This window comes from Tessaracoccus bendigoensis DSM 12906 (assembly GCF_900141915.1).
GTDB lineage: Bacteria > Actinomycetota > Actinomycetes > Propionibacteriales > Propionibacteriaceae > Arachnia > Arachnia bendigoensis.
In genome coordinates, this window is record NZ_FQZG01000025.1 from 18,136 (window position 1) to 37,092 (window position 18,957).

At 65.0% G+C, this 18,957-nt stretch carries 19 protein-coding genes and 1 other RNA gene; 5 read left to right on the forward strand and 15 right to left on the reverse strand.

The annotated features are described in order from the left end of the window. Positions 1-349: 349 nt before the first annotated feature. Positions 350-1,765: a plasmid recombination protein gene (locus BUC15_RS08160; protein ID WP_139280162.1), complete on the forward strand. Its 1,416-nt coding sequence runs from the start codon at positions 350-352 to the stop codon at positions 1,763-1,765. Positions 1,766-1,804: 39 nt separating this feature from the next. Here BUC15_RS08160 and BUC15_RS08165 read toward each other — a convergent pair whose 3' ends face one another. From BUC15_RS08165 to cmtR, 4 genes are all read right to left on the reverse strand, one after another. After that, a complete protein-coding gene (locus BUC15_RS08165; protein WP_073187025.1) occupies positions 1,805-2,368 on the reverse strand; it encodes an antirestriction protein ArdA in 564 nt (187 codons plus the stop codon). Further along, entirely contained in the window at positions 2,365-2,688 is a 324-nt protein-coding gene (locus BUC15_RS08170) for a hypothetical protein (protein WP_073187026.1), read from the reverse strand. The genes BUC15_RS08165 and BUC15_RS08170 overlap by 4 nt, the downstream gene beginning before the upstream one ends. Positions 2,689-2,970: 282 nt before the next feature. Continuing rightward, positions 2,971-3,573 carry a cadmium resistance transporter gene (locus tag BUC15_RS08175; RefSeq protein WP_016997609.1) on the reverse strand — a complete coding sequence of 201 codons (603 nt, stop codon included), beginning with the start codon at positions 3,571-3,573 and terminating at the stop codon, positions 2,971-2,973. Beyond that, positions 3,570-3,929, reverse strand: coding sequence for a Cd(II)/Pb(II)-sensing metalloregulatory transcriptional regulator CmtR (gene cmtR, locus BUC15_RS08180; protein WP_006590980.1), 360 nt, complete (start codon positions 3,927-3,929; stop codon positions 3,570-3,572). Before cmtR ends, BUC15_RS08175 begins: the two co-directional genes overlap by 4 nt. Before the next feature lie 192 nt (positions 3,930-4,121). On the opposite strand from cmtR, the gene BUC15_RS08185 reads away from it, so the two are divergent. Then, positions 4,122-4,694 (forward strand): recombinase family protein, encoded by a 573-nt coding sequence (locus BUC15_RS08185; protein ID WP_073187027.1) that lies wholly within the window; start codon positions 4,122-4,124, stop codon positions 4,692-4,694. A gap of 208 nt (positions 4,695-4,902) precedes the next feature. Here BUC15_RS08185 and BUC15_RS21205 read toward each other — a convergent pair whose 3' ends face one another. The 4 genes from BUC15_RS21205 to BUC15_RS08205 are packed head-to-tail and all read right to left on the reverse strand — an operon-like array spanning position 4,903 to position 10,150. Then, the gene (locus BUC15_RS21205; protein WP_073187051.1) at positions 4,903-5,130 is read right to left on the reverse strand and encodes a helix-turn-helix domain-containing protein; all 228 of its coding nucleotides are present in this window, start codon (positions 5,128-5,130) and stop codon (positions 4,903-4,905) included. Between the two features lie 5 nt (positions 5,131-5,135). Continuing rightward, positions 5,136-6,179, reverse strand: coding sequence for an Eco57I restriction-modification methylase domain-containing protein (locus BUC15_RS08195; RefSeq protein WP_073187028.1), 1,044 nt, complete (start codon positions 6,177-6,179; stop codon positions 5,136-5,138). A gap of 1 nt (position 6,180) precedes the next feature. Continuing rightward, entirely contained in the window at positions 6,181-9,459 is a 3,279-nt protein-coding gene (locus tag BUC15_RS08200) for a DEAD/DEAH box helicase (RefSeq protein ID WP_073187029.1), read from the reverse strand. A 4-nt stretch (positions 9,460-9,463) separates the two neighbouring features. Beyond that, positions 9,464-10,150, reverse strand: coding sequence for a DNA methyltransferase family protein (locus tag BUC15_RS08205; protein ID WP_073187030.1), 687 nt, complete (start codon positions 10,148-10,150; stop codon positions 9,464-9,466). Between the two features lie 336 nt (positions 10,151-10,486). Between BUC15_RS08205 and BUC15_RS08210 the strand changes: the two genes are divergently transcribed. Next, positions 10,487-11,080, forward strand: a complete 594-nt coding sequence (locus BUC15_RS08210) for a recombinase family protein (protein WP_073187031.1) — start codon at positions 10,487-10,489, stop codon at positions 11,078-11,080. Beyond that, on the forward strand, positions 11,077-12,642 hold the full coding sequence (locus BUC15_RS19040) for a recombinase family protein (protein WP_175558276.1): 1,566 nt from the start codon (positions 11,077-11,079) through the stop codon (positions 12,640-12,642). The genes BUC15_RS08210 and BUC15_RS19040 overlap by 4 nt, the downstream gene beginning before the upstream one ends. Here BUC15_RS19040 and ssrA read toward each other — a convergent pair. From ssrA to prfB, 7 genes are all read right to left on the reverse strand, one after another. After that, positions 12,621-12,988: a transfer-messenger RNA gene (ssrA, locus tag BUC15_RS08240) on the reverse strand. The genes BUC15_RS19040 and ssrA overlap by 22 nt on opposite strands. Positions 12,989-13,011: 23 nt before the next feature. Beyond that, positions 13,012-13,599 carry a magnetosome magnetite crystal formation protein family gene (locus BUC15_RS08245; RefSeq protein WP_139280163.1) on the reverse strand — a complete coding sequence of 196 codons (588 nt, stop codon included), beginning with the start codon at positions 13,597-13,599 and terminating at the stop codon, positions 13,012-13,014. A gap of 71 nt (positions 13,600-13,670) precedes the next feature. Continuing rightward, positions 13,671-14,153: an SsrA-binding protein SmpB gene (gene smpB, locus BUC15_RS08250; protein ID WP_073187035.1), complete on the reverse strand. Its 483-nt coding sequence runs from the start codon at positions 14,151-14,153 to the stop codon at positions 13,671-13,673. A gap of 24 nt (positions 14,154-14,177) precedes the next feature. Further along, positions 14,178-15,545 carry a M23 family metallopeptidase gene (locus tag BUC15_RS08255; RefSeq protein WP_073187036.1) on the reverse strand — a complete coding sequence of 456 codons (1,368 nt, stop codon included), beginning with the start codon at positions 15,543-15,545 and terminating at the stop codon, positions 14,178-14,180. Positions 15,546-15,565: 20 nt separating this feature from the next. Next, positions 15,566-16,468, reverse strand: a complete 903-nt coding sequence (gene ftsX / locus BUC15_RS08260) for a permease-like cell division protein FtsX (RefSeq protein ID WP_217652177.1) — start codon at positions 16,466-16,468, stop codon at positions 15,566-15,568. Positions 16,469-16,489: 21 nt separating this feature from the next. Beyond that, positions 16,490-17,176: a cell division ATP-binding protein FtsE gene (gene ftsE, locus BUC15_RS08265; protein WP_073187038.1), complete on the reverse strand. Its 687-nt coding sequence runs from the start codon at positions 17,174-17,176 to the stop codon at positions 16,490-16,492. Positions 17,177-17,272: 96 nt separating this feature from the next. Further along, complete coding sequence (gene prfB / locus BUC15_RS08270; RefSeq protein ID WP_073187039.1) at positions 17,273-18,385, reverse strand: peptide chain release factor 2; 1,113 nt, start codon at positions 18,383-18,385, stop codon at positions 17,273-17,275. A gap of 72 nt (positions 18,386-18,457) precedes the next feature. Between prfB and BUC15_RS08275 the strand changes: the two genes are divergently transcribed. Beyond that, positions 18,458-18,916, forward strand: coding sequence for a GatB/YqeY domain-containing protein (locus BUC15_RS08275; protein ID WP_073187040.1), 459 nt, complete (start codon positions 18,458-18,460; stop codon positions 18,914-18,916). Positions 18,917-18,957 lie beyond the last annotated feature (41 nt).

Sequence of the window (18,957 nt, forward strand, 5' to 3'; positions counted from 1 at the left end):
ACCCGGCGTTGCCGCCCGCACCGAAGCCGAGGCCCCAGTGGGGCGTCGGCGGAGGTGCCGGGCTCCCCGGCCGCGCAGCGGCCGGAGCCCCGCGCAGCGGCCCCCGGAGGGCCCCGGACAAAGTGAAGGGCGCAGCCCGGTCGAGCGCAGCTCGATCACTTTGTCTTACGGGGTTAAGACAAGTCCTTGTCGGGTGGGCGGCGAAGCAGGGACCCGCACGAGAAGGACTTGTTGCGGCACGGCCGTGCTGTGGGCGGCGAAGCAGGGTCCCGCAGCACGGATGGGATCCGCCGGAGGTGCTCTCCCCGAGTGGCGCAGCCCGAGGCTCGGGGAGAGAAACGGAGGCATCATGAGCGAGGAAGTAGTGGGCCGCGCTGGGTTCCACGCGAAGCACACGAAGGCGGTCAGTGAGCGCTCGGCGATCTTGCACGAGGCGATGCGCGAGCTGGACCAGCAGAGCATCGCGTACTGGGCGGCGCGCAACCCGAACATCGTCGTCGCCGACGAGCCGTTGAACATGGCGATGGTCAATGACAGCAGTGGTGGGTTTGCTCGCTGCACCGATCGTCGGCAGGTGCTGGACTACGGCGAGTCGCGGGTGGGGCTGCTCAGTCGGAAGCTGCGCGAGGATGCTCCTGACAAGAACGGGAAGATGACCGGCGGCACGGTGACCACGAGCCTGTTGGTCTCTCACCTGCCCAAGTCGATGTGCGAGGAGATCGAGGACTTCTATCCGGTGCTCGACTCGACGACCGGCGAGCCGGTCGTCGACAGGAACACGGGTGAGCCGATGCGGCGCAGCCGCTGGATCGCGGCGGACCGCGATGAAGCCGTCAAGTACTTCGAGGCCGTGGTCGACTATCTCGCGGAGAACGTGATCCCTGGTGGCCGCGATGCTGTGCTCGGGTACGACATTCAGTTCTCCGAGTCCACGCCGCACATTCAGATCGTCGCCGACACCTTCGCCGCCGATCCGAGGAAGCCGGGGCGGCTGCGCGTCGACACTTCGCGGGCGTGGTTCTCGCACCGGGATGTGCGCGATGAACAGGGCAAGGTGAAGAGTGGGCCGGCCAAGATGCGGGAGTACCACGAGGGCCTCAAGCAGCATCTGATCGAACGCGGCTACGACATCTCGCCGGACTTCGACGAGGAGCGCCACCTCGCCGGGATGGGCAAGGAAGAGTTCGGCAGGTCGATGGATGCCGAGCGCGTCGCGGTCGCCGAGCGGGAGTACGTCGAGACCAAGCTCGCGGCCAAGATCTCGGTCGCGGAGAAGGACAGCAAGGCTGCCTGGGAGTACAAGCAAGCGGCCAAGGCCGAGCTCGCGGCTGCCGAGAAGGAGCGCGCAGCTGCGACTGCCGAGCTGGAAGAGGCCGTCGAGATCAAACGACGGGCGAAGGCCGACGGGCACCGAGAGGGCTACGAAAATGGTCGGCTTGAGGCCCAGGTTCAGCTCGCCGAGATGACGCGCCTCGCTGAGGGCGAGCGCGCCGAGGCTGCACGACAGGCTGATGCGGCACGGGTCGCCCGCCGGGCCCTTGAGGAGACCGAAGAACGGCTCGAGGCCGAGCTGGCGAGGGTCGTCGAGGAGCCACCGGACTTCAAGCGGTTCCTCGACACGCCGCGCAAGGACGGCAAGACCATGCGGGATGTGTACAACCGGGCCATGGCTCCGGTGTGGGCGAGCAGAGCGAGCAGGGCCGCCCTGCTCGACGAGGTCCGCCAGGAGGCAAAGCACAGTGGCGCGTACGACCTGGAGCTCTGAGCGAACCGAGAAACCCGCTCTCGCGGGCTCATCGGCGGCTCATAGGTCGCGGAACACGTAGACGCCGTAGCCCTCGCCCGCCGGGGCGTCGACGACGGTGAAGTCGAACGCGAGATCACGGGTCCAGCTCGCCCAGTCGAAGTACCGCACGGCCTCCTCCGGCCAGCCGGTTGTCATCCCGGTGTCGTCGGCGAGCTGCTCGGCGTACTCCCGGAAGCCCTCCCAGTGCCCGCAGAAGCGCTCCTCGAAGTCGCCCAAGCTCGGGATGTCGCCGGTGCCCTCGACCACGTGCATCCCCGACCGGACCCACGCGCACACGGCTGTCCAGCGGTCGGAGCCGGCTTCCTCGTAGCACCGGCCCCACTGAGCGGCCTCCAGAGGCCCGAACTCGCCCTCGACGGGCACGAACTCGTGGTCGAGCACCCAGACCTCCTCACAGGCCGCGTACGGCCTCCCAGAGCCCGCGTGGAGGTCGGCGAGGGTGACGTCCTCGACGTCGGTGCAGTCGACCCACCGGCCCGCCAGGGCCCCGTCGTTGTAGCAGCCCAGGCACCCGAGCCATACCCGGGGAGCACCAGTGTCCGTGGGGGTCGCCGTGCTCATGCCGCATCCCCCGCGGTCAGCACGCGCACGCGGTGCGCCGTGGCGGCGAACGGCCCGACGGCGATGGCGTCGAGCAGCTCGACGACGCCTACCTCGGCCAGGGCGCGGGGGCGCCCGCTGTGCTCGGACCAGTCCTTGACGACGGCCTCGTCGGGCAGCAGCGGGAAGTCGGGCAAGCGGGTGGTCAGGACCTCGGACTCGCCGGTGGCGGGGTCCAGGGCCAGCAGGGCGTGCTGCGCGGGGTCGTGGTGGATCTCGACCGGCTCGGCGAAGGCGGGCAGGTCGAGCGTGACGGCGGTGCGGATCGTTGTCCAGGCCATGGTGGTCCTCCTCGGTGTCAGGGAGGACCCAGCGCACCCTCGCAGCCGTGCTCGGGTGAATCGGCGCTTGCGGGCGCAGCCGGGTCCTCGCCAGGAGGCCCGGCGCCGCGTCAGCGGCGCATGCAGGGTAGGTGTGGCTTCGTTCGCTTGGTGGCGGGGTTTTTGCAGCGCTCCGTGGCGGTCTTGTTGCCGCGATCACTCAGGACTGGCTGCAGGTAGGTGTCGCGGTCTGAACCGAGAGGGGTGCGCCCGGTCGGGGCCGTTTGGATCGCTGCCGCTACGTCAGAGTCCGAAGGCTCCGCCGCTGACGAGGATCACGATGCCGAGGCCGATGAGAACGATGGGGAAGAGGATGTGCTCCCAGCGTTCGAGCACTTCTGCGATCGGGGGGCGGGTGGCGACGAACTTTGCCAGGGCCACCAGGACCGCGACGAGCGCGAGGAAGACGATGCAGTAGGCGACTACTGCGAGAGGTTCCACGCTGAGGAAGACAGGGGTGTAGACGCCGATGTTGTCGCCGCCGTTGGCAAGGGTGACGCCTGCGACTGTCCACACGCCGACCTTCTTGCCGGCAACCTTGGCCTCGTCGTCATCGTCGTCATCGTCTCCGCGCCAGGCCTGCCATGCGGCCCAGAGGCCGAGACCCAGAGGGATGAGACCGAAGTACGGGATGGCTGCCGAGGGCAGGAATGCTCCGGCACCGATGGTCACCAGGACCGCGGCACCGAGGATGCCGGCGAATCCGAGGTACTGGCCGGCCAGAATGCGGGCGGTAGTGCCGCGCTGGCCTGCCCCTCGCGCGAAGAAGAGGGAGAGCACGATGATGTCGTCGATGTTGGTCGCTGCGAACAGGCCCATCGCCTGCAAGACCGAGGTGAGGATCATGCGCCCTCCCCAGCTGCGTCGCATCCGGGAAGCGAGCAGGCGGGATCGATGCACGGGGCGTCTTCGTCCACTGCCAGGGTGGCATCGACCAGTGCCGTCAGCGCCTGCGCCAGGTGCGAATCGGCGATCTCATATCGTGTCCGACGACCCTCGGGCTCGGAGACGACGATCCCGCAATCGCGCAGGCATGCCAGGTGGTTGGACACGTTCGGGCGTGTCAGGTCCAGATCTCGGGCCAGTTCCGCCGGGTAAGCGGGATGGTCGAGCAGGGTCAAGATGATCCGGGATCGAGTGGGGTCGGCCAGTGCACGACCCAGGCGGTTCATCACGTCGAGACGCGAAGCAATAGTCAGCATGGACTGAACTATACAGCGCGCACTGAACACTCGGTCACAGGCGTCAGCCCAGATCGCATGCCCGTAAGGGGAACCTTCACCGTACGTCGAGAGAGCTTCCTCCTCGACGACTCCTTACGATGGATCGCCATGTACGCAAGACCCGTACGGTGACATGGGCGGTAAAGGGAGGCTAACTGCAACAATGGGGACATGCATGTCGGCTACGCGCGCGTCTCGACTCTCGAGCAAGATTTCTCCGCCCAACGGGAAGCGCTTGAGCGCCTCGGAGTCGAGAGCAAGAACATCTACTTCGACCACGGCCTGACGGGAACGACCCGCGCCCGGCCCGGGCTGCGCGAAGCGCTGGCCGCGACCCGGGACGGCGACACCCTGGTGGTGACCAAGCTCGACCGGCTGGCCCGCTCGCTCCCGGACGCGAGGGACATCGCGGACGAGCTCACCATCAAGGGAGTGGCGCTCAGTCTCGGAGGCAGCGTCTACGACCCCAACGACGCCGTCGGCCGGTTGCTGTTCAACGTGCTCGGCATGGTGGCCGAGTTCGAGGCGGACCTCATCCGCCTGCGCACCCGCGAGGGCATGGCCATCGCCAGATCCAAGGGCAAGCTCAAGGGCAAGAAGCCCAAGCTCTCGCCCTCTCAGCGCAAGCATCTGTTGACGTTGCACGCGGCTGGCGAGCACACCCAGGCCGAGCTCGCCGAGCTGTTCAACGTCTCCCGAACCACCATCTACCGCGAGCTGCGCCGCACCACGGCGGACACCTGACCGCGCCTGCACCGCCACTGAGCGATCACAGAAGCCCGCCACCAAGCCATCACATCCACAGGGTAGGTGTCCGAAATGGCCACGAGGCACGGCTTGGTACACCTACTGATCTGGACAGGGATTATGAGACACTGGTGGAGGCTTCGGCAGGCCGAACGGCTCCGAGCTGGACAGGTGTCCGAGATCGACCGATTGTGTGACAGCGCCCCTAACCTTGATCTGCTACTGCAGACACCACCGTGAGCGTCAGTCCAAGGCAATCTACGACCTTGGCCAGGGTCACGGTGGAGACATCATCCCCCCGCTCGATCCGGGCGATTGTGGGACGTGACAGGCCTGCTTGGGTGGCCAGCTCAGTCTGGGTCCAACCCAGGTTGTCGCGGGCGGCCCGCACACGGCCAGCGATGCTTTGCATCGGGTCGAGTGGGTCGGTCATCACGCTCACGCCATCGGCTTGACGTTGTCCTCGATGAAGGCGATCTCTTCGGTGTCGAGGCCGTACTTGGCGTAGAGCTGTTGGTCGATCTCGGGGATTGGCTTGGTCCAGTCGATGTCGGAGGACGAGGTGAAGTCCTGGAGGGGGATCAGCTTCCAGACGGAGCGCGCGTTGTTCTGTGTTGTCTTCAAGACGCTGAGCAGTGCTCTTGCGAACTTCGTCTTCAGATAGGCAAGGCAGGCTTCGGCTTCCTGATCGGAGTCGAATGGCCCCACGGTCAAGAACGTGTCTGTGTGAGTCACACCTGGTCCAGCAACGAACGGCGAGCTCAGAGTTTCGCCAAAGGCACCCGAGTTGTTCGCCTTTGCGACAAGCACCTTGAACCGACTTCGAGAATCCGGTGCACTGATGTAGTCAGATCGAAGCCAACGAATGGTTCGTTTGGATGCTGAGCTACCAACAACCTGAACGTAGTCCCTGCCATCTGAAGGCTCGGCGTCAAAGAAGATGACTTCATCCAGCGCTATGAAGCTGGAGGGCGTGACTTGGTTGCCCGCACCTTTGGGCACCACGTCAGTGATTTCAGATCGTTCAGCAATGGCTAGATCGGAGTATCGGTACAAGGCACGCGAGCTCACGATCTTGTAGAAGGACTCCTCACCCCGCGCATCAACCTTGCCAATCACGCTAGCCATTCCTGTGGTGGCACCTCCCAAGAAGGTGCCGATGGGGCCAATCTCTTGGGCGCTGTCGCGGTACGTCACGGCGATGCCGCCCTTGATGTCTGTTCCCGGAAACAGGCTCGATGAGTCTGGGGCATGATAAGCGACTTGGAGATGCTTGTCGGCGAGCATCTTCTTGTTCCACGCTGCCTTGGTCTGTCCTGAGTTAGAGAGGAAGCGTGCAGGGGTGATGAGCACAGCCTTCTCGCCCACTTCAAAGGCTGCGTCCATGAACTTGGGGTAAAGAGGCTCTCTCCTGTTGGGAGCGGTCTCGGAATCCTCCTGATACGGCGGGTTGCCTATCACGACGTCGAACTTCTTGGTCATCTCAGTTCCTTCCGGCGAGCATGTCGTCGACCAGCGCCTGGCGCTCGTCGGGGGTCATCTTGGCGAGGTTGCCGACCCGGTAGTGGCCGGAGTCCTCCATCCACTGCTTGCGTTCCTTGACGCCGCCCGAGACGGCCTCCAGAGTGATCTCGTGCAGGATCTCGTTGTGGCTCATCTCGAACAGCTGAGTCGTCAGGATGTGGCGGAGCCGCTCGTGGGGGTCAGCGATCTGGTCGGCCAGGCCGGCGTCCAAGCGCCGCACCAGCTCCATCAGGAACAGGCCTGCGGTGGAGAACAGGTCGGCGAACGTCTTGTCGGGGTCGCTGAAAATGCCCGGGTTCTGGGTCTCGAGCTCGTTGATCATGAGGGTCACCACGGACTGCGGGGTGAACACCAGCGACGTCTTCTGGCGCGGGATGTAGGCGAAGATGTTCTCGGTGAGGGCTGGGTCGAAGTAGTCGGCCAGCTCCTCCTTCTTGTCGAGGAACTCCTGGATCGACTGGTCGAAGACAGCCTCGTCGAACAGCCCGGGGATGGTCGTGGTGGTGCCGTCGTCCTCAGTGATCACCTGGCCGTCGCGCAGGACGCGGAACTCCTCCTCGGTGATGCCGGTGACCTCCTCGAACACGTCGTCGGGGGTGTACTCGTCGAAGTTGGACAGCCTGACTCCTCGTTGGCCGTAGGCCATGAGGAACATCGGGATGGTGCGGGCGAACCCTCGAAGGTGGGAGCGGGCATCCTCCATGGCCGTGTTGGCGCGGGTCTGCTCCTTCTTCGTCTCCTCCCGGGTGACGAACTCGGTGGGGACCGTGCCGGTGAGTTCCTCGATGGCGGCGAACAGCTCGGTACTGAATGCGTGCTGCTGCTTCTCGCGCTCTACCTCGATGGCGTTTGCTTCTGCCTCGGTGGCGGCCTCGGCGAGTCGAGCCTCGAGGTGCTTGTCGGCGATGCTCTGCTCGGTCATCTTGCGCTCGACGACCGCGCGTGTACGTTCGGCGATGGCCTTCTTGTCACGTTCGACCTGCTTGGCCGAGAGGCCGTACATTTCCTTGAGCTCGTCGCGGGTGGGCTGGAGCTTCTGCGTGACCAGGCCGACGACATGCTTGACGGCCTCGCTGCGCGGGGTGTCGGGGGTGATGGCGGCTAGCTCCTGGACATCCCAGACCGGCTTGCCGAGGTGCTCGATCTTGGGGTTGATGACGGTCTCAGCGTCGACTTGGACGCTGCCGTCCGGGTCGGTGACGATGGGGGGCTCGGGGTTGGCGAACTCTTCCTTCTTGAGCTTCCCAGCCTTGGCAGTGGGCAGCTTGTCGAGGATGTCCTTCAGGTGTTCGGAGTAGCGGAAGATGCCTGCCACGTTGTCGAACAGCAGGTTGGACAGGAAGCCTCGGCGCACGACCTCACGGGCCTTGAACACCTGCGGGAAAGTCAGGACCTGGGACGCATCGAGCTCAACCATGCGCCCCTCGGAGTCCTCGCCGATGACCGGGAAGAAGTTGAGCAGCGTGCGGATGTTGTCCTGGCGCCCGGTGGTGGTGATCGAGGGGCGGGGGCTGAGGTTGTTGGCGAATTGGTCGTAGATGGTGAGGGTGCGCTCGGGGGCGAAGTCGAAGATGTAGGCATTCTGCTTCTGCAGCAGCTGGCCGTTGCGCTCGAACGCGTGGGGGTTCTGGGCCCTGAAGGCGGCCTGCATGTAGAGCGCCGGGGAAGCGATGTTGGACAGCATGATGACGGCCGTCCACTCCGGCACGGTGACGCCGGTGGTGAGCTGGCCAACCGACAGTGTGATGGTCCTCCCGCCGGTCTTCTCGGCCTCGGCGATCGCCGACCGGACCCGGTCGAGCGACTTGCCGACGAGGGCGACATCAGCGTCGGCGCTGCGTCCGTCACCTGCAGCCAGTACGACCGTGTAGTCCTTGAAGGCTTCGTGCTTCTTGAGCAGCCGTTCGAGGGCCTTTGCGGAGGCCACGCGGTCCAGCAGCCAGAAGGAGTGCCGGATCTCGTCGCGCAGTTCGGGGGTGGAGAACGGGTACTTCTCGTTGGCGGTGAGGCAGTCGAGGAACTTGATGACTTCGGCCTCGTGCTCGAAGAAGCCGTTGTCCTTCGTGGCGAAGAACTCGCCCAGGTCGAAGGCGTAGTCGATGTTGGCCTCGTCCTCGGCCAGGGCCACGCCGACCTCCAACTGGTCGCTGATCATGCGTGACACCTGATAGGTGTACATGTTCAGCTTGGGCAGGGCCGCATAGGGGTTGTCCTCGGCCTCGTCGGCCCAGGCCTGCAAGGCCTCGCGCTCGTCGGCGTAGGTCCAGTTGTAGATCTCCTCGGGGGTGAACTTGCCCGAGGCCAGTGCACGGAAGGGCGTGCCCGACAGGTGCAGGGTGTGGGCACGGTGGATGTGGTCGAAGGCCACGTCGGTGCGGTCGGTGTCGATGCCCTCATGGGCCTCGTCGATGACGAGCAGGTCCCACTCCAGGTCGGCCACGTGGCGCAGCTTGTCGTACTCGCCGCCGAAGTACTGGGAGCCCTTGAGGTCCTGCAGGGAGAGGAACTCGATCATGGTGGCGTCGGGCTCCTGGGCCAGCAGCGAGCGGTACTGCGCCCGGGTCATCGGGCTGCGATTGGCCAGGGCCGGTGACTCCGAGACGAACTTGAAGGTGGTCTGGTGGCCGATGAAGCGGACGAAGTCGTCGTACCAGGAGTTGGCGATGGCGGGCCGGTTGGTGACGATGAGGGCCTTGGTGACACCCAGTCGGCGCATGAGGTCGTAGGTGGTCACCGTCTTGCCGAACCGGGGCTTGGCGTTCCACAGCACGTCGGTGGCGCCGTTGCCGAAGGCCTCCATGGCCTGCTGCACGGCATCCTCCTGCTCGGGACGCAGCTGGTACAGGTCCTGGCTCTCGACCTGCAGGTCGGTGAAGTCCTGCCCGGCGAAGTCGTTGAAGTAGTCGATGGACCGGCGCGGCATGTCGGCGAACCGGTGCCACTCGCTGCGCTTGGGCTTCAGCTCGCGTTCCACCCCCTGTTGCTTGAGGTAGCGGTGGAACTCGTGATCGGTGAACGAGCCGTCGGCACCCTCGCTGGTGAAGAACGCCTTCCGGGTCCAGTTGATGTCCTTGGTGACGTTCATCTGGGAGGCTTGCTGGGCGATCCGGTCGGCCGCGGTCTGCTGGTCGGTGTAGCCGATCTTCTCCCAGCCGTTGTACTTGGGGACGTCGGGGGTCGACCACGAGTAGATGACCGGCTTGATCTCGCGGTAGGTGCTGAGATGGGGGGCGTTCATCGGGTCAGGCTCCCTTGTGGACGTGGTCGATGCGGCAGGGCGGGTAGGTGGGGAGCACGTCGAAGTCCAGGAGGCCTTCGTCGGCGTAGCGCAGTGAGGAGAACTTGAAGGCCTCGCGTTGGACGGTGGGGGGCGCATTGAGGATGCGGTGCCACCAGGAAAACACCAGGGGTTGCCCCGCAGCGTCGAGGCCGGTGAGGGTGTTGCCCTGTTGGATGTTGGCGGTGATGAGGTACTGGGCAGCCTTGAAGAGGTTCGTCCGGGGCGTGCACTTGGTGCGGTGCTTGACCTGGAAATCGACGAACTCCCCGAGCATGTTGGCCTGGGCGTCGGCGTGGTTGTCGGGCAGGAGCTCGACGGCGTAGATCGACGCGAGGGCGAACAGCGACTCAGTCGGCAACATGGGCGGTGCGTAGTGCTTCTCGATGGCTGCCAGCTTGCGCCGGAAGATCGCGGTGAGGAAGTTCCCGTCACCAGCTGCCGGCTCGAAGAACGTCTTGTCGACGAAGCCGGGACCAGTCTCTAGCTCAGGGCGGACCAAGTCGAGCATCTGCTCCACCATGTGCGCGGGGGTGAACACCTCGCCGTGAGCCTTGACCCGGTCGCGCGACTTCACCAGCACCTCGACCTGGTCACCCTTGACGACCACCTGGCGGCGTTGCTGGAGCACGGGGGTGGTTCCGCTGGTCATGGGCTCGCTTCAGTCGGGGGACGATGTATCAGATAGTTTACCTGATCACCCCCTGGCGGGGCGGCGAACGCTCAAGCGGCGCGCCGCGCGAACACTCACACGGTCGACGATCGGGCACGCAGGGGCACAGGTGGGTGAGGTGGTGCGGACCTCAACCACCCGGTGGCCGGTTCGCTGACCCCGCCCCGGCTCTGCCCGGATAGTTCGCACCATCAGAGTAACGACGCAACGTCCATCAGGGTCTACCCAAACTGTCACAGCCTGATGCGCGACTTCCTGCGTCTAACAGCATCGGTCACGTGTACTGTTGGACAGGAGTGGAGAGGTGGTCCAGGCATGGTCGGACACAAGGGCCAGGTGGTCGGGTACGTGCGCGTGAGCGCGGCCGACCAGAACCCAGCGCGGCAGCTCGAAGGCATCGGCGAGGTCGACCGGCTGTTCGAGGAGAAGGTCTCGGGCAAGAACATGGTCGACCGGGAGCAGCTAACGGATTTGCTCGCCTACGTCCGCGAAGGCGACACAGTGAGGGTCAAGTCGCCGGACCGGCTGGCGCGCTCGACGACCGACCTGCTGGCCCTGGTGCAGCAGCTGCGCGACAAGGGGGTCGCGGTGGAGTTCGTCGACAACCCCGAGCTGAGCACCGAGACCGCGCACGGGGAGTTCATGCTCACGGTGCTGGCGGGCATCGCCCAGATGGAGCGTCGGGTCATCCGCGAGCGGCAGGCCGAGGGCATCGCCATCGCCAAGCGCAAGGGCGTCTACGACCGGGGGCCGAAGCTGACCCCTGAACAGGTCCGAGAGGCCCGTCAGCGGGTCGCTGGGGGCGTTCCGAAGGCGAAGGTGGCCCGAGACCTGGGTGTGGCCCGACAGACGCTGTACGCGGCACTCAAGGGCGAGGGACGGTACGCGGAGCAAGGCGTCGCGTCATGAGGGGCAAGCCGGAGTTCAACGACAACGACCTGGTCGTCGGCTACTACAGGTACTCCTCGTCCTCGCAGAACGAGGCCTCCATCGAGCAGCAGCGCGAGCTGGTGCATCGGTGGGCCGAGGCGCAGGGTCTCCAGGTTGTGCGTGAGTACACCGACGCGGCCAGGACGGGCACCAACACCGACCGGCCTCAGTTCAAGCGGATGCTGCGCGAACTGACGTCGATCAAGCCTGCCTATGTGGCTGTGTGGAAGAACGATCGCCTCGGGCGGGACCGGATGGACCTGCTCAAGGTCAAGAAACACATCCGGCTGGTCGGGGCACGGCTGCACTACATCGAAGGCTTCTCCCCCACCGACGACCCGGACTCCATCCTCGTGGAGGGCATGAGCGATGCTTACGCGGAGTGGTACTCGCGGCAGCTGTCGGCCAACATCCGCCGGGGCGTCCAGTACAACGCCGAGAACGCCCTGAGCAACGGGCGCAAGATCTTCGGCTTCACGATCGGCGCAGACAAGCGCTACGAGTTGGACCCGCAGACGGCTCCCGTGGTGGCGCAGATGTTCGACGACTACGCGCGGGGCAAGTCGATGCAGAGAATCGCCGACGAGGTCAACGCTCTCGGAGTGCGCACCACCTACGGCAAGCAGTTCACTCCGAAGACCCTGAACAAGCTGCTCAAGAACCGGGCCTACATCGGCGAGTACTCCTACGCCGGGCACGTGGTCCCGGGCGGGATGCCGCAGATCGTCGACGACGAGATGTTCGAGCAGGTCCAGAAGATGTTCGCGGTGAACAAGCGCCGCGGCGCGAAGACGAAGGCCGAGCTGGCCGCCCTGGGCGACGAGGCGCCCGACTACTGGCTGACCGGTCGGCTGTTCTGCGAGCGGTGCGGCGCGTCGATGGAGGGCGTCTCGGGCACGTCGAAGACCGGGCGGAAGTACCGGTACTACCGCTGCCTGAACCAGCGGAAGAAGAAGTGCACCGCCAAGTCGGTGCGCAAGGACGAGATCGAGGAGCGGGTGGCCGCTGTCGTCGAGTCCTTCCTCGACGACACCGAGATGCTGGCCTCCCTGGCAGTCGACATGGCCTCCCACTACCGGGAGACCCACGAGCGCGGCAGAGACGTCCTGGAGGGCTTGGAGGCCCGCAGGAAGGACGTGGAGGCTAAGCTGGGCAACTTCGTCAAGGCCATCGCGATGGGCATCATGAACGAGTCCACGGCCGAGGCCATGTCATCGCTGGAGCAGCAGAAGAAGGAGCTGGACGCAGCGATCCAAGCCGAGCACGTCAAGGCCACGCTGTTCGAGGACGAGGCGTCGATCGGGGCGTTCTACCAGCGCTTCGCCCACGCGACGATGGACACCCGCGAGACCAGGGAACTGCTGTTCGAGTACTTCGTCGACAAGATCTTCGTCGGCGCGACGACGCTGACCATCGCGTCGTGGTTCTTCGACCACGGCGCAGAGTTCACCCTCGCCGATCTGGACGAGATGAAGCAGACGGGGGAAGTGCTGAACGTGGAGTTCAACACTTCCCCCCGAGGTGGAGGTGGCGGGAATTGAACCCGCGTCCTTGAGAGATGAACCAGGGCTTCTCCGGGCGCAGCTGACAAGGCGTTTTACTCGGTCTCTGCACTCACGTCAGCATGTCGCAGACAGACCCAGTACCAGTAAAGTCCCGGACGGCCCCTGATACACAGGCCGCCCAGCAAGCCTTCTAAATGAGGCCAGGAATCAGAGGGAAGGCACCCCTGAGCTGACCCTTCGATCGCTGATCAGGCAGCGAGAGCGAAGTTAGTGCGATTGTTTTCGGCACTTATTGGTTTCCACGCAGCGTTAACGAGATAAACGTGGATCCTCGGCCCGCTTCTCCTGGGACTACCGCCCCAAGTCGAAACCAGTCACCCCCTGTTGAGTTGTCGCCTACCCAGTCTAGCGCGTGATCCGGGGAGCCCCAGCATCGGGCAGCTTGGGCCTGGCCAGCAGGAACGGCTCGACGGCGCCAGTCGAAGGTTTGCCGTTGAACGCCCGCACCGACGACCAGATGGTCGACCCGGCCCAAGCCGCCCACGCGATGAACATCAGCCCATTCAAACCCAGCACAAAGCTGAGCACCGCAAGCACCAACCCGAGGGCGAGGAACGTGACCTGAAGGCTCAATGCCCGGCCAGCTTCCCACCACATCCTGGATCCAGGCTTGCTCGCGGCCCTCACGATCGCAGGCCCGACGAAGGACGTCACCAGCCCCGAGAGGTTCACCAGCCCGGCTCCGACGTTCTCCGCAGGCGTCGCCTGCCCCGGCGCCCGCGGCGTGAGCATGGCGGGCGCCATCCGCGCCAAACCCTGGAGGGAGCGCCCAAGCTCGACCCGGTCCCGTGCACCCAGCACCTTGTCGAGGCGGCTGTCCAACTCAGACTCGCCGATGAGGTTCCTTGCATAGAGATCGGTGAGGTGTGCGACGGCGCGGTCACGCATCTCATCTGTTACACCGCCGAATGGGGACTGGCCAGGAACGCTCATGGCTTCAATTGTGCGCTGTCCCACCGCGCCAGCCAACGAGGGCTGCCCCTGAATGTCCCCGGAGCCGGAGGTCAGCGTCGGTTGTAACGGTTCCGGGTTGCCAGCGCCCGTTCGGCCTCACGCTTGGCGTCCCGCTCGGCCAGGTCCCTGCGCTTATCCCAGTCCTTCTTGCCGGTGGCGACGGCGATCTCGACCTTTGCGTAGCCGTCCTTGAAGTAGATCGACAGCGGGATCAGGGTGCGGCCGGAGTTGTCGAGGGCACGCACCAGCTTGTTGATCTCCGCCTTGTGCAGCAGGAGCTTTCGGGTGCGGCGTGCCGAGTGGTTGCGCCAGGTTCCGAACTCGTACTCGGGGATGTTGGCATTGATCAGCCACGCCTCTCCCCCGTCATCGACGCTGGCATACGCGTCCGTCAGGGTCGCCCGGCCGGCGCGCAGCGTCTTGACCTCAGTGCCGGTGAGCACCAACCCGGCCTCGTAGACGTCACCGATCTGGTAGTCGTGCCGGGCCTTCTTGTTCTGTGCGACGAGCTTGCGTCCGACTTCCCTGGGCATCCGCCAATTATGTCACCTGTCGTGTCAGCCGAACCACTTGGCCATCGGGTCGACGACCTTCCCGTTCTCCCAGACCATCAGGTGCAGGTGGCAGCCTGTGGAGTACCCGGTCGACCCGACGTAGCCGATCACCTGGCCCTGGGTCACCGTCTGGCCGACACCGACGATGTAGCGGGTCGCGTGGTTGTAGCCGGTTGTGACGTACGTGCCGTTGACCCTGCCATGGTCGATCATCAACCGGTTGCCGTAGCCACCGTTGTAGTACCTCTCGGAGACGACGCCGTCGGCCGCCGCCCGGATCGGCGAGTTACACGATGCACCGAAATCGGTGCCGTCGTGCAGCTTCCAGTACCCGAGGACGGGATGCAACCGCATGCCGTACTTCGAGGTGATCCTGGCCGACGAGGGGTAGCTGAATCGCGCATTGCTCGACGTGGAGTTGTTTGACGTTGCGGGTCGACGGGTGGCCGACGAACTGGGGCTGGAAGCGACCTTGTCCCTGGATGCTGCCGTGGCCACCCGGTCCTGCTCGGCCTTTCGCTCTGCGGCGATCCGGTCCTGGATGCGCTGTTCCACAGATGCGTTCTCGGCCTCAAGCTCGCGTTGGCGCTTCTCCTCCGCTGCGACGGCGTCCGCGACCGCCACTTCAGCGGCGTCCATCGCGTCGGAGAGCCGCGCCACTTCGGCCTTGAGGTCTTCGGCCTTGTCCGTGGCTTCCTGCGAGATCTCCAACTGTTCGGCGGCAGCCGCCCGAGCTTCGGAGGCCGCCCGTTCGGCTGCGTCCGCCTCCGACTGCGCCTCCTCGAGCGCGAGGCGACGCGTCTCCAACTCATCGAGTTGCCTGGTCGAGGAGTCGAACAAGGTGGTGGCCAACTGTGCGCGATGGTTGAGGTTCGAAGCGTCGACATCGGTGAAGATCAGCGCCAGGTTGAGCAGTCCGCTGCTTTGCTGCGTCGTGACGAGGATCTCCTCGTTGAGCCGACGGTCGACCGAGTCGAGAGCCGCTTCGGCCGCCGCGACGTCAGCCTTCGCCTGCTTGAGCCTCTCCTCAGCGTCGACCAGTTCGGCCTCACGCTGAGCGTCGAGCTCCTCCGCCTTCTTCTCGGCCTCCTCCGCGCGGGCGAGTGCAGCCTGGGCATCGGCAAGTTCGGCTCTGGCCTCGGCCGCTGCCGCGACCGCTTCGTCGTGCTTGGCGTGTGCCTCTTCGACCTGGTCGGCCTGCGCGGCAATCTGACGCTGCAATTCACGACTACGGTCGTCGAGGTCATCGGCACCCGCGGGGGTCCAGGTGGTGCAAACGAGGGTGACCGCGCAAGCAGCGGCGACGATGCCACGCAAGATGTGCGTGGTTGCCCAGCGACGGAAGGGCAGGGGTGAGGGTTCCCGGGTCACGCGATGACTCCGATCATGGGCTAGATCCGCAGATACTTCCGCGTGGCGAGCAGGGTTGGAATCACAGCGAGCGCGACACCGACGGCAGCGATGACAAGAATGGCAGTGGCGAGGTCGCCCCACCCAATCCACGGTATGGCGGTGATTGAGGTTTGGGCGTTCTGGACGATGACGAACCAGTACCCTGCGGTGAGCGCGGCGGCCGCGACCCCGATTCCGATGAGCCCCGCCACGAGCGACTCAAGAAGGAACGGCAACAGGATGTAGATGTTGGACGCACCCACCAACCGCATGATGCCGATCTCGCGACGTCTGGTGAAGGCCGCCATCCGGATGGTGTTGCCGATCTGCAAAGCACCGGCGAGCAGCAGCAGCGCGCTCATCGTCAGGGTGGCCCACTGCAGGGCGCTGAGCCACTTGAACATGGGGTCGAGGACGGTGTGGAGGTCCTGCACCGCCTGCACGCCTTGGAGCCCCTTGGCCTCGCTGACCACACCCGCATAGTTCTCCGGGTTGACCAGCTTGACGCGGAATGAGTCCTGCATGTCCTCAGCCGTCCGGGAATCCACGACGGGAGAGTCGGCGAACACCCGCTGGAACTCCTCGAACGCCACCTCCTTGGACTCGTAGGTGACTTCGCTGACCTCCGGGTTCGCCTCAAGCGTTTGTTGAATCTGGTCCCGCTGTGCGGCCGTGGTCCCCTTGCCTTCCTCACAGCGCCCGCCCTGGGTGTTCTCGGTGCAGAGGAACACCGAGATCTCGACCTGGTTGTACAGGCTCGATTTGGCGAGATTGACCTCGAGCGCCGTCATGGCGCCCGCTCCCAGGAGGGAAAGGGATACCGCCATGGTGACGATGACGGCGATCGTCATCGCAAGGTTTCGCCTGAGTCCTGACCATGTCTCACGAAGTGTGTGTCGCATCTGTTGCTAGTCTCCTTGTCACTACGCCGAGCCGTAGACGCCCTCGGCCTGGTCCCGTACGAGTTGCCCGGAGCGCAATTCGAGGACCCGGCGTCGCATCTGGTCGACGATGGACGAGTCGTGGGTGGCAATGACGACTGTGGTGTCTGCCCGGTTGATCCGGTCTAGGAGCTTCATGATGCCGATGGAGGTTTCCGGGTCGAGGTTTCCGGTCGGCTCGTCGGCGAGCAGGATCTTCGGGCGGTTGACGAAGGCCCGCGCGATCGCGACCCGCTGTTGCTCGCCTCCCGAGAGCTCATCGGAGGGCCGGTCCTCTTTGCCTTCGAGCCCGACCAACTCCAGCGTCTCGGGGACGATGCTGCGGATCTCCTTGGCGGGGCGGCCGATGACCTGCAGCGCGAACGCGACGTTCTCGTACACGGTCTTTCCCGGAAGCAACCGGAAGTCCTGGAACACGGTGCCGATCTGGCGACGCAGTGTCGGCACCTTCCATTGGTTGAGCGTGGCGAGGTTCTTCCCTGCCACATAGATGGTTCCCGAGGTGGCTCGGTACTCGCGCAGGACCAGGCGGAGGAACGTCGACTTACCGGACCCGGATTGCCCGACGAGGAAGACGAACTCGCCCTTGGCGATCTCCAGGTTGATGTTCCTCAGGGCAGCGCGTTCCTGCCTGGGATAGAACTTGGTGACGTCCTCAAACGTGATCACGCGGTGCACTCCGACAGCTGGGGGGAAGATCGACTGAGAAACTCTCAGCCGTCCTAGAGTCTAGGTGTTGAAGGCGCCACCGTCTACTGCCCCGCGCTACTGCCCCGTCTGTGTGGTCTTGCGCCAGCGGATACCCGCGTCGATAAAACCGTCGATCTCGCCGTCGAATACGGCCTCCGGGTTGCCGACCTCATACTCGGTGCGCAGGTCTTTGACCATCTGGTACGGGTTCATGACGTACGAGCGCATTTGAGCGCCCCAGGAGTTGCCACCGTCGCCCTTGAGCGCGTTCATCTCCTGTTCGCGCTCCTGGCGCGCCCTCTCAAGGAGCCTGGACTGCAGCACGCGCAAGGCCGCGGCCTTGTTCTGCAACTGAGACTTCTCGTTCTGGCAGCTGACGACGATTCCGGAGGGCAGGTGGGTGATGCGGACGGCAGAGTCGGTCGTGTTGACTGACTGGCCACCCGGCCCCGATGAGCGGAAGACATCGATCCGGAGATCCGCCTCGGGGATGTCGATGTGGTCGGTCTCTTCGGTCACCGGCAGGACCTCGACGCCGGCGAACGACGTCTGCCTGCGGCCCTGGTTGTCGAATGGCGAGATCCGCACGAGTCGGTGCGTGCCCTGCTCGACGGAGAGGGTGCCGTACGCGAACGGCGCCTTCACCGCAAAGGTGGCGGACTTCAGCCCGGCCTCTTCGGCATATGAGGTGTCGTAGATCTCGGTGCTGTAGCCGTGCCGGTCGGCCCAGCGCAGGTACATGCGCATCAGCATCTCGGCGAAGTCAGCGGCGTCGACGCCACCGGCCTCGGAGCGGATCGTGACAAGCGCATCGCGGGGATCGTAGTCGCCTGAGAGTAGCGTGCGGACCTCGAGCGCCTCGATGTCGGAACCGAGCTTCTCGACGTCTCGGGTCACGTCGGCCCTCGCATCGGCGTCATTCTCCTCGTCTGCGAGTTCCAGCATGACCGTGGCATCCTCCAGCCGGGAACGCAGGTTGACGATCCGGTCGACCTCGCCCTGTTTGGCCGACAGTTGCGACGTCACACGCTGCGCGTTGTCCTGGTCGTCCCACAGATCCGGGGCGGCGACCTGCGCCTCGAGCTCGGCGATCTCGGCGCGGAGCCGGTCGAGGTCGGCGACGGCCTCGATCGACGTCAGGGAGTGATCGAGTTCGGAGATGCGAGCGTTCAGGTCATCGTTAGCCACAATCGCCAATCTTAGCCGTCCCCGACGATTTCTCCCTGGTGCCACAATGGAGCCCGAGAGGAAGGCATGCCAATGGGAGCAAGCAAGGACCGTCTGAAGAAGGATCTCGCCGCAGCGATGCGCGCGAAGGACGAGGTCGCCAAGTCGACGATCCGCATGGTGTTGGCAGCTATCACCGTTGAGGAGGTCGCTGGCGCTACGCCCCGCGCCCTGAGCGACGAGGAAGAACTCGACGTCGTCGCCAAGGAACTGCGCAAACGCCGAGACTCGGCCGAGACCTACGCGTCGGCCGGGCGGGTCGACCTCGCCGAGAAGGAGACGGCCGAGGCGGGACTGATCGCCGCCTACCTGCCAGTTCCTCTGACCCCCGAGGAGTTGGCGGTGCTGGTCGATGAGGCTTTCGCAGCACTCGGCGAAGAGCCGACGATGAAGCAGATGGGGACGCTGATCAAGGCGGTCACCGCGAAGGCCGGAGGTCGAGCCGAAGGCAAGGAGATCGCGACTCTGGTGCGTCAGCGCCTGTCGAGATAGCGCACCAAAGCTCAACCCTTCCTTCAAGTCCGACTTTCGCC

Excerpts from the sequence above, each read along its gene's own strand:
- cmtR (WP_006590980.1), bottom strand. The coding sequence starts at position 3,929 with ATGCTGACTATTGCTTCGCGTCTCGACGTGATGAACCGCCTGGGTCGT.
- BUC15_RS08245 (WP_139280163.1), bottom strand. The coding sequence starts at position 13,599 with ATGAGCGTTCCTGGCCAGTCCCCATTCGGCGGTGTAACAGATGAGATG.
- BUC15_RS08205 (WP_073187030.1), bottom strand. The coding sequence starts at position 10,150 with ATGACCAGCGGAACCACCCCCGTGCTCCAGCAACGCCGCCAGGTGGTC.
- BUC15_RS19040 (WP_175558276.1), top strand. The coding sequence starts at position 11,077 with ATGAGGGGCAAGCCGGAGTTCAACGACAACGACCTGGTCGTCGGCTAC.
- ftsX (WP_217652177.1), bottom strand. The coding sequence starts at position 16,468 with ATGCGACACACACTTCGTGAGACATGGTCAGGACTCAGGCGAAACCTT.
- BUC15_RS08160 (WP_139280162.1), top strand. The coding sequence starts at position 350 with ATGAGCGAGGAAGTAGTGGGCCGCGCTGGGTTCCACGCGAAGCACACG.
- BUC15_RS08195 (WP_073187028.1), bottom strand. The coding sequence starts at position 6,179 with ATGACCAAGAAGTTCGACGTCGTGATAGGCAACCCGCCGTATCAGGAG.
- BUC15_RS08210 (WP_073187031.1), top strand. The coding sequence starts at position 10,487 with ATGGTCGGACACAAGGGCCAGGTGGTCGGGTACGTGCGCGTGAGCGCG.
- BUC15_RS08170 (WP_073187026.1), bottom strand. The coding sequence starts at position 2,688 with ATGGCCTGGACAACGATCCGCACCGCCGTCACGCTCGACCTGCCCGCC.
- BUC15_RS08185 (WP_073187027.1), top strand. The coding sequence starts at position 4,122 with ATGCATGTCGGCTACGCGCGCGTCTCGACTCTCGAGCAAGATTTCTCC.
- BUC15_RS08275 (WP_073187040.1), top strand. The coding sequence starts at position 18,458 with ATGGGAGCAAGCAAGGACCGTCTGAAGAAGGATCTCGCCGCAGCGATG.
- BUC15_RS08200 (WP_073187029.1), bottom strand. The coding sequence starts at position 9,459 with ATGAACGCCCCCCATCTCAGCACCTACCGCGAGATCAAGCCGGTCATC.
- BUC15_RS21205 (WP_073187051.1), bottom strand. The coding sequence starts at position 5,130 with ATGACCGACCCACTCGACCCGATGCAAAGCATCGCTGGCCGTGTGCGG.
- BUC15_RS08175 (WP_016997609.1), bottom strand. The coding sequence starts at position 3,573 with ATGATCCTCACCTCGGTCTTGCAGGCGATGGGCCTGTTCGCAGCGACC.
- BUC15_RS08165 (WP_073187025.1), bottom strand. The coding sequence starts at position 2,368 with ATGAGCACGGCGACCCCCACGGACACTGGTGCTCCCCGGGTATGGCTC.
- smpB (WP_073187035.1), bottom strand. The coding sequence starts at position 14,153 with ATGCCCAGGGAAGTCGGACGCAAGCTCGTCGCACAGAACAAGAAGGCC.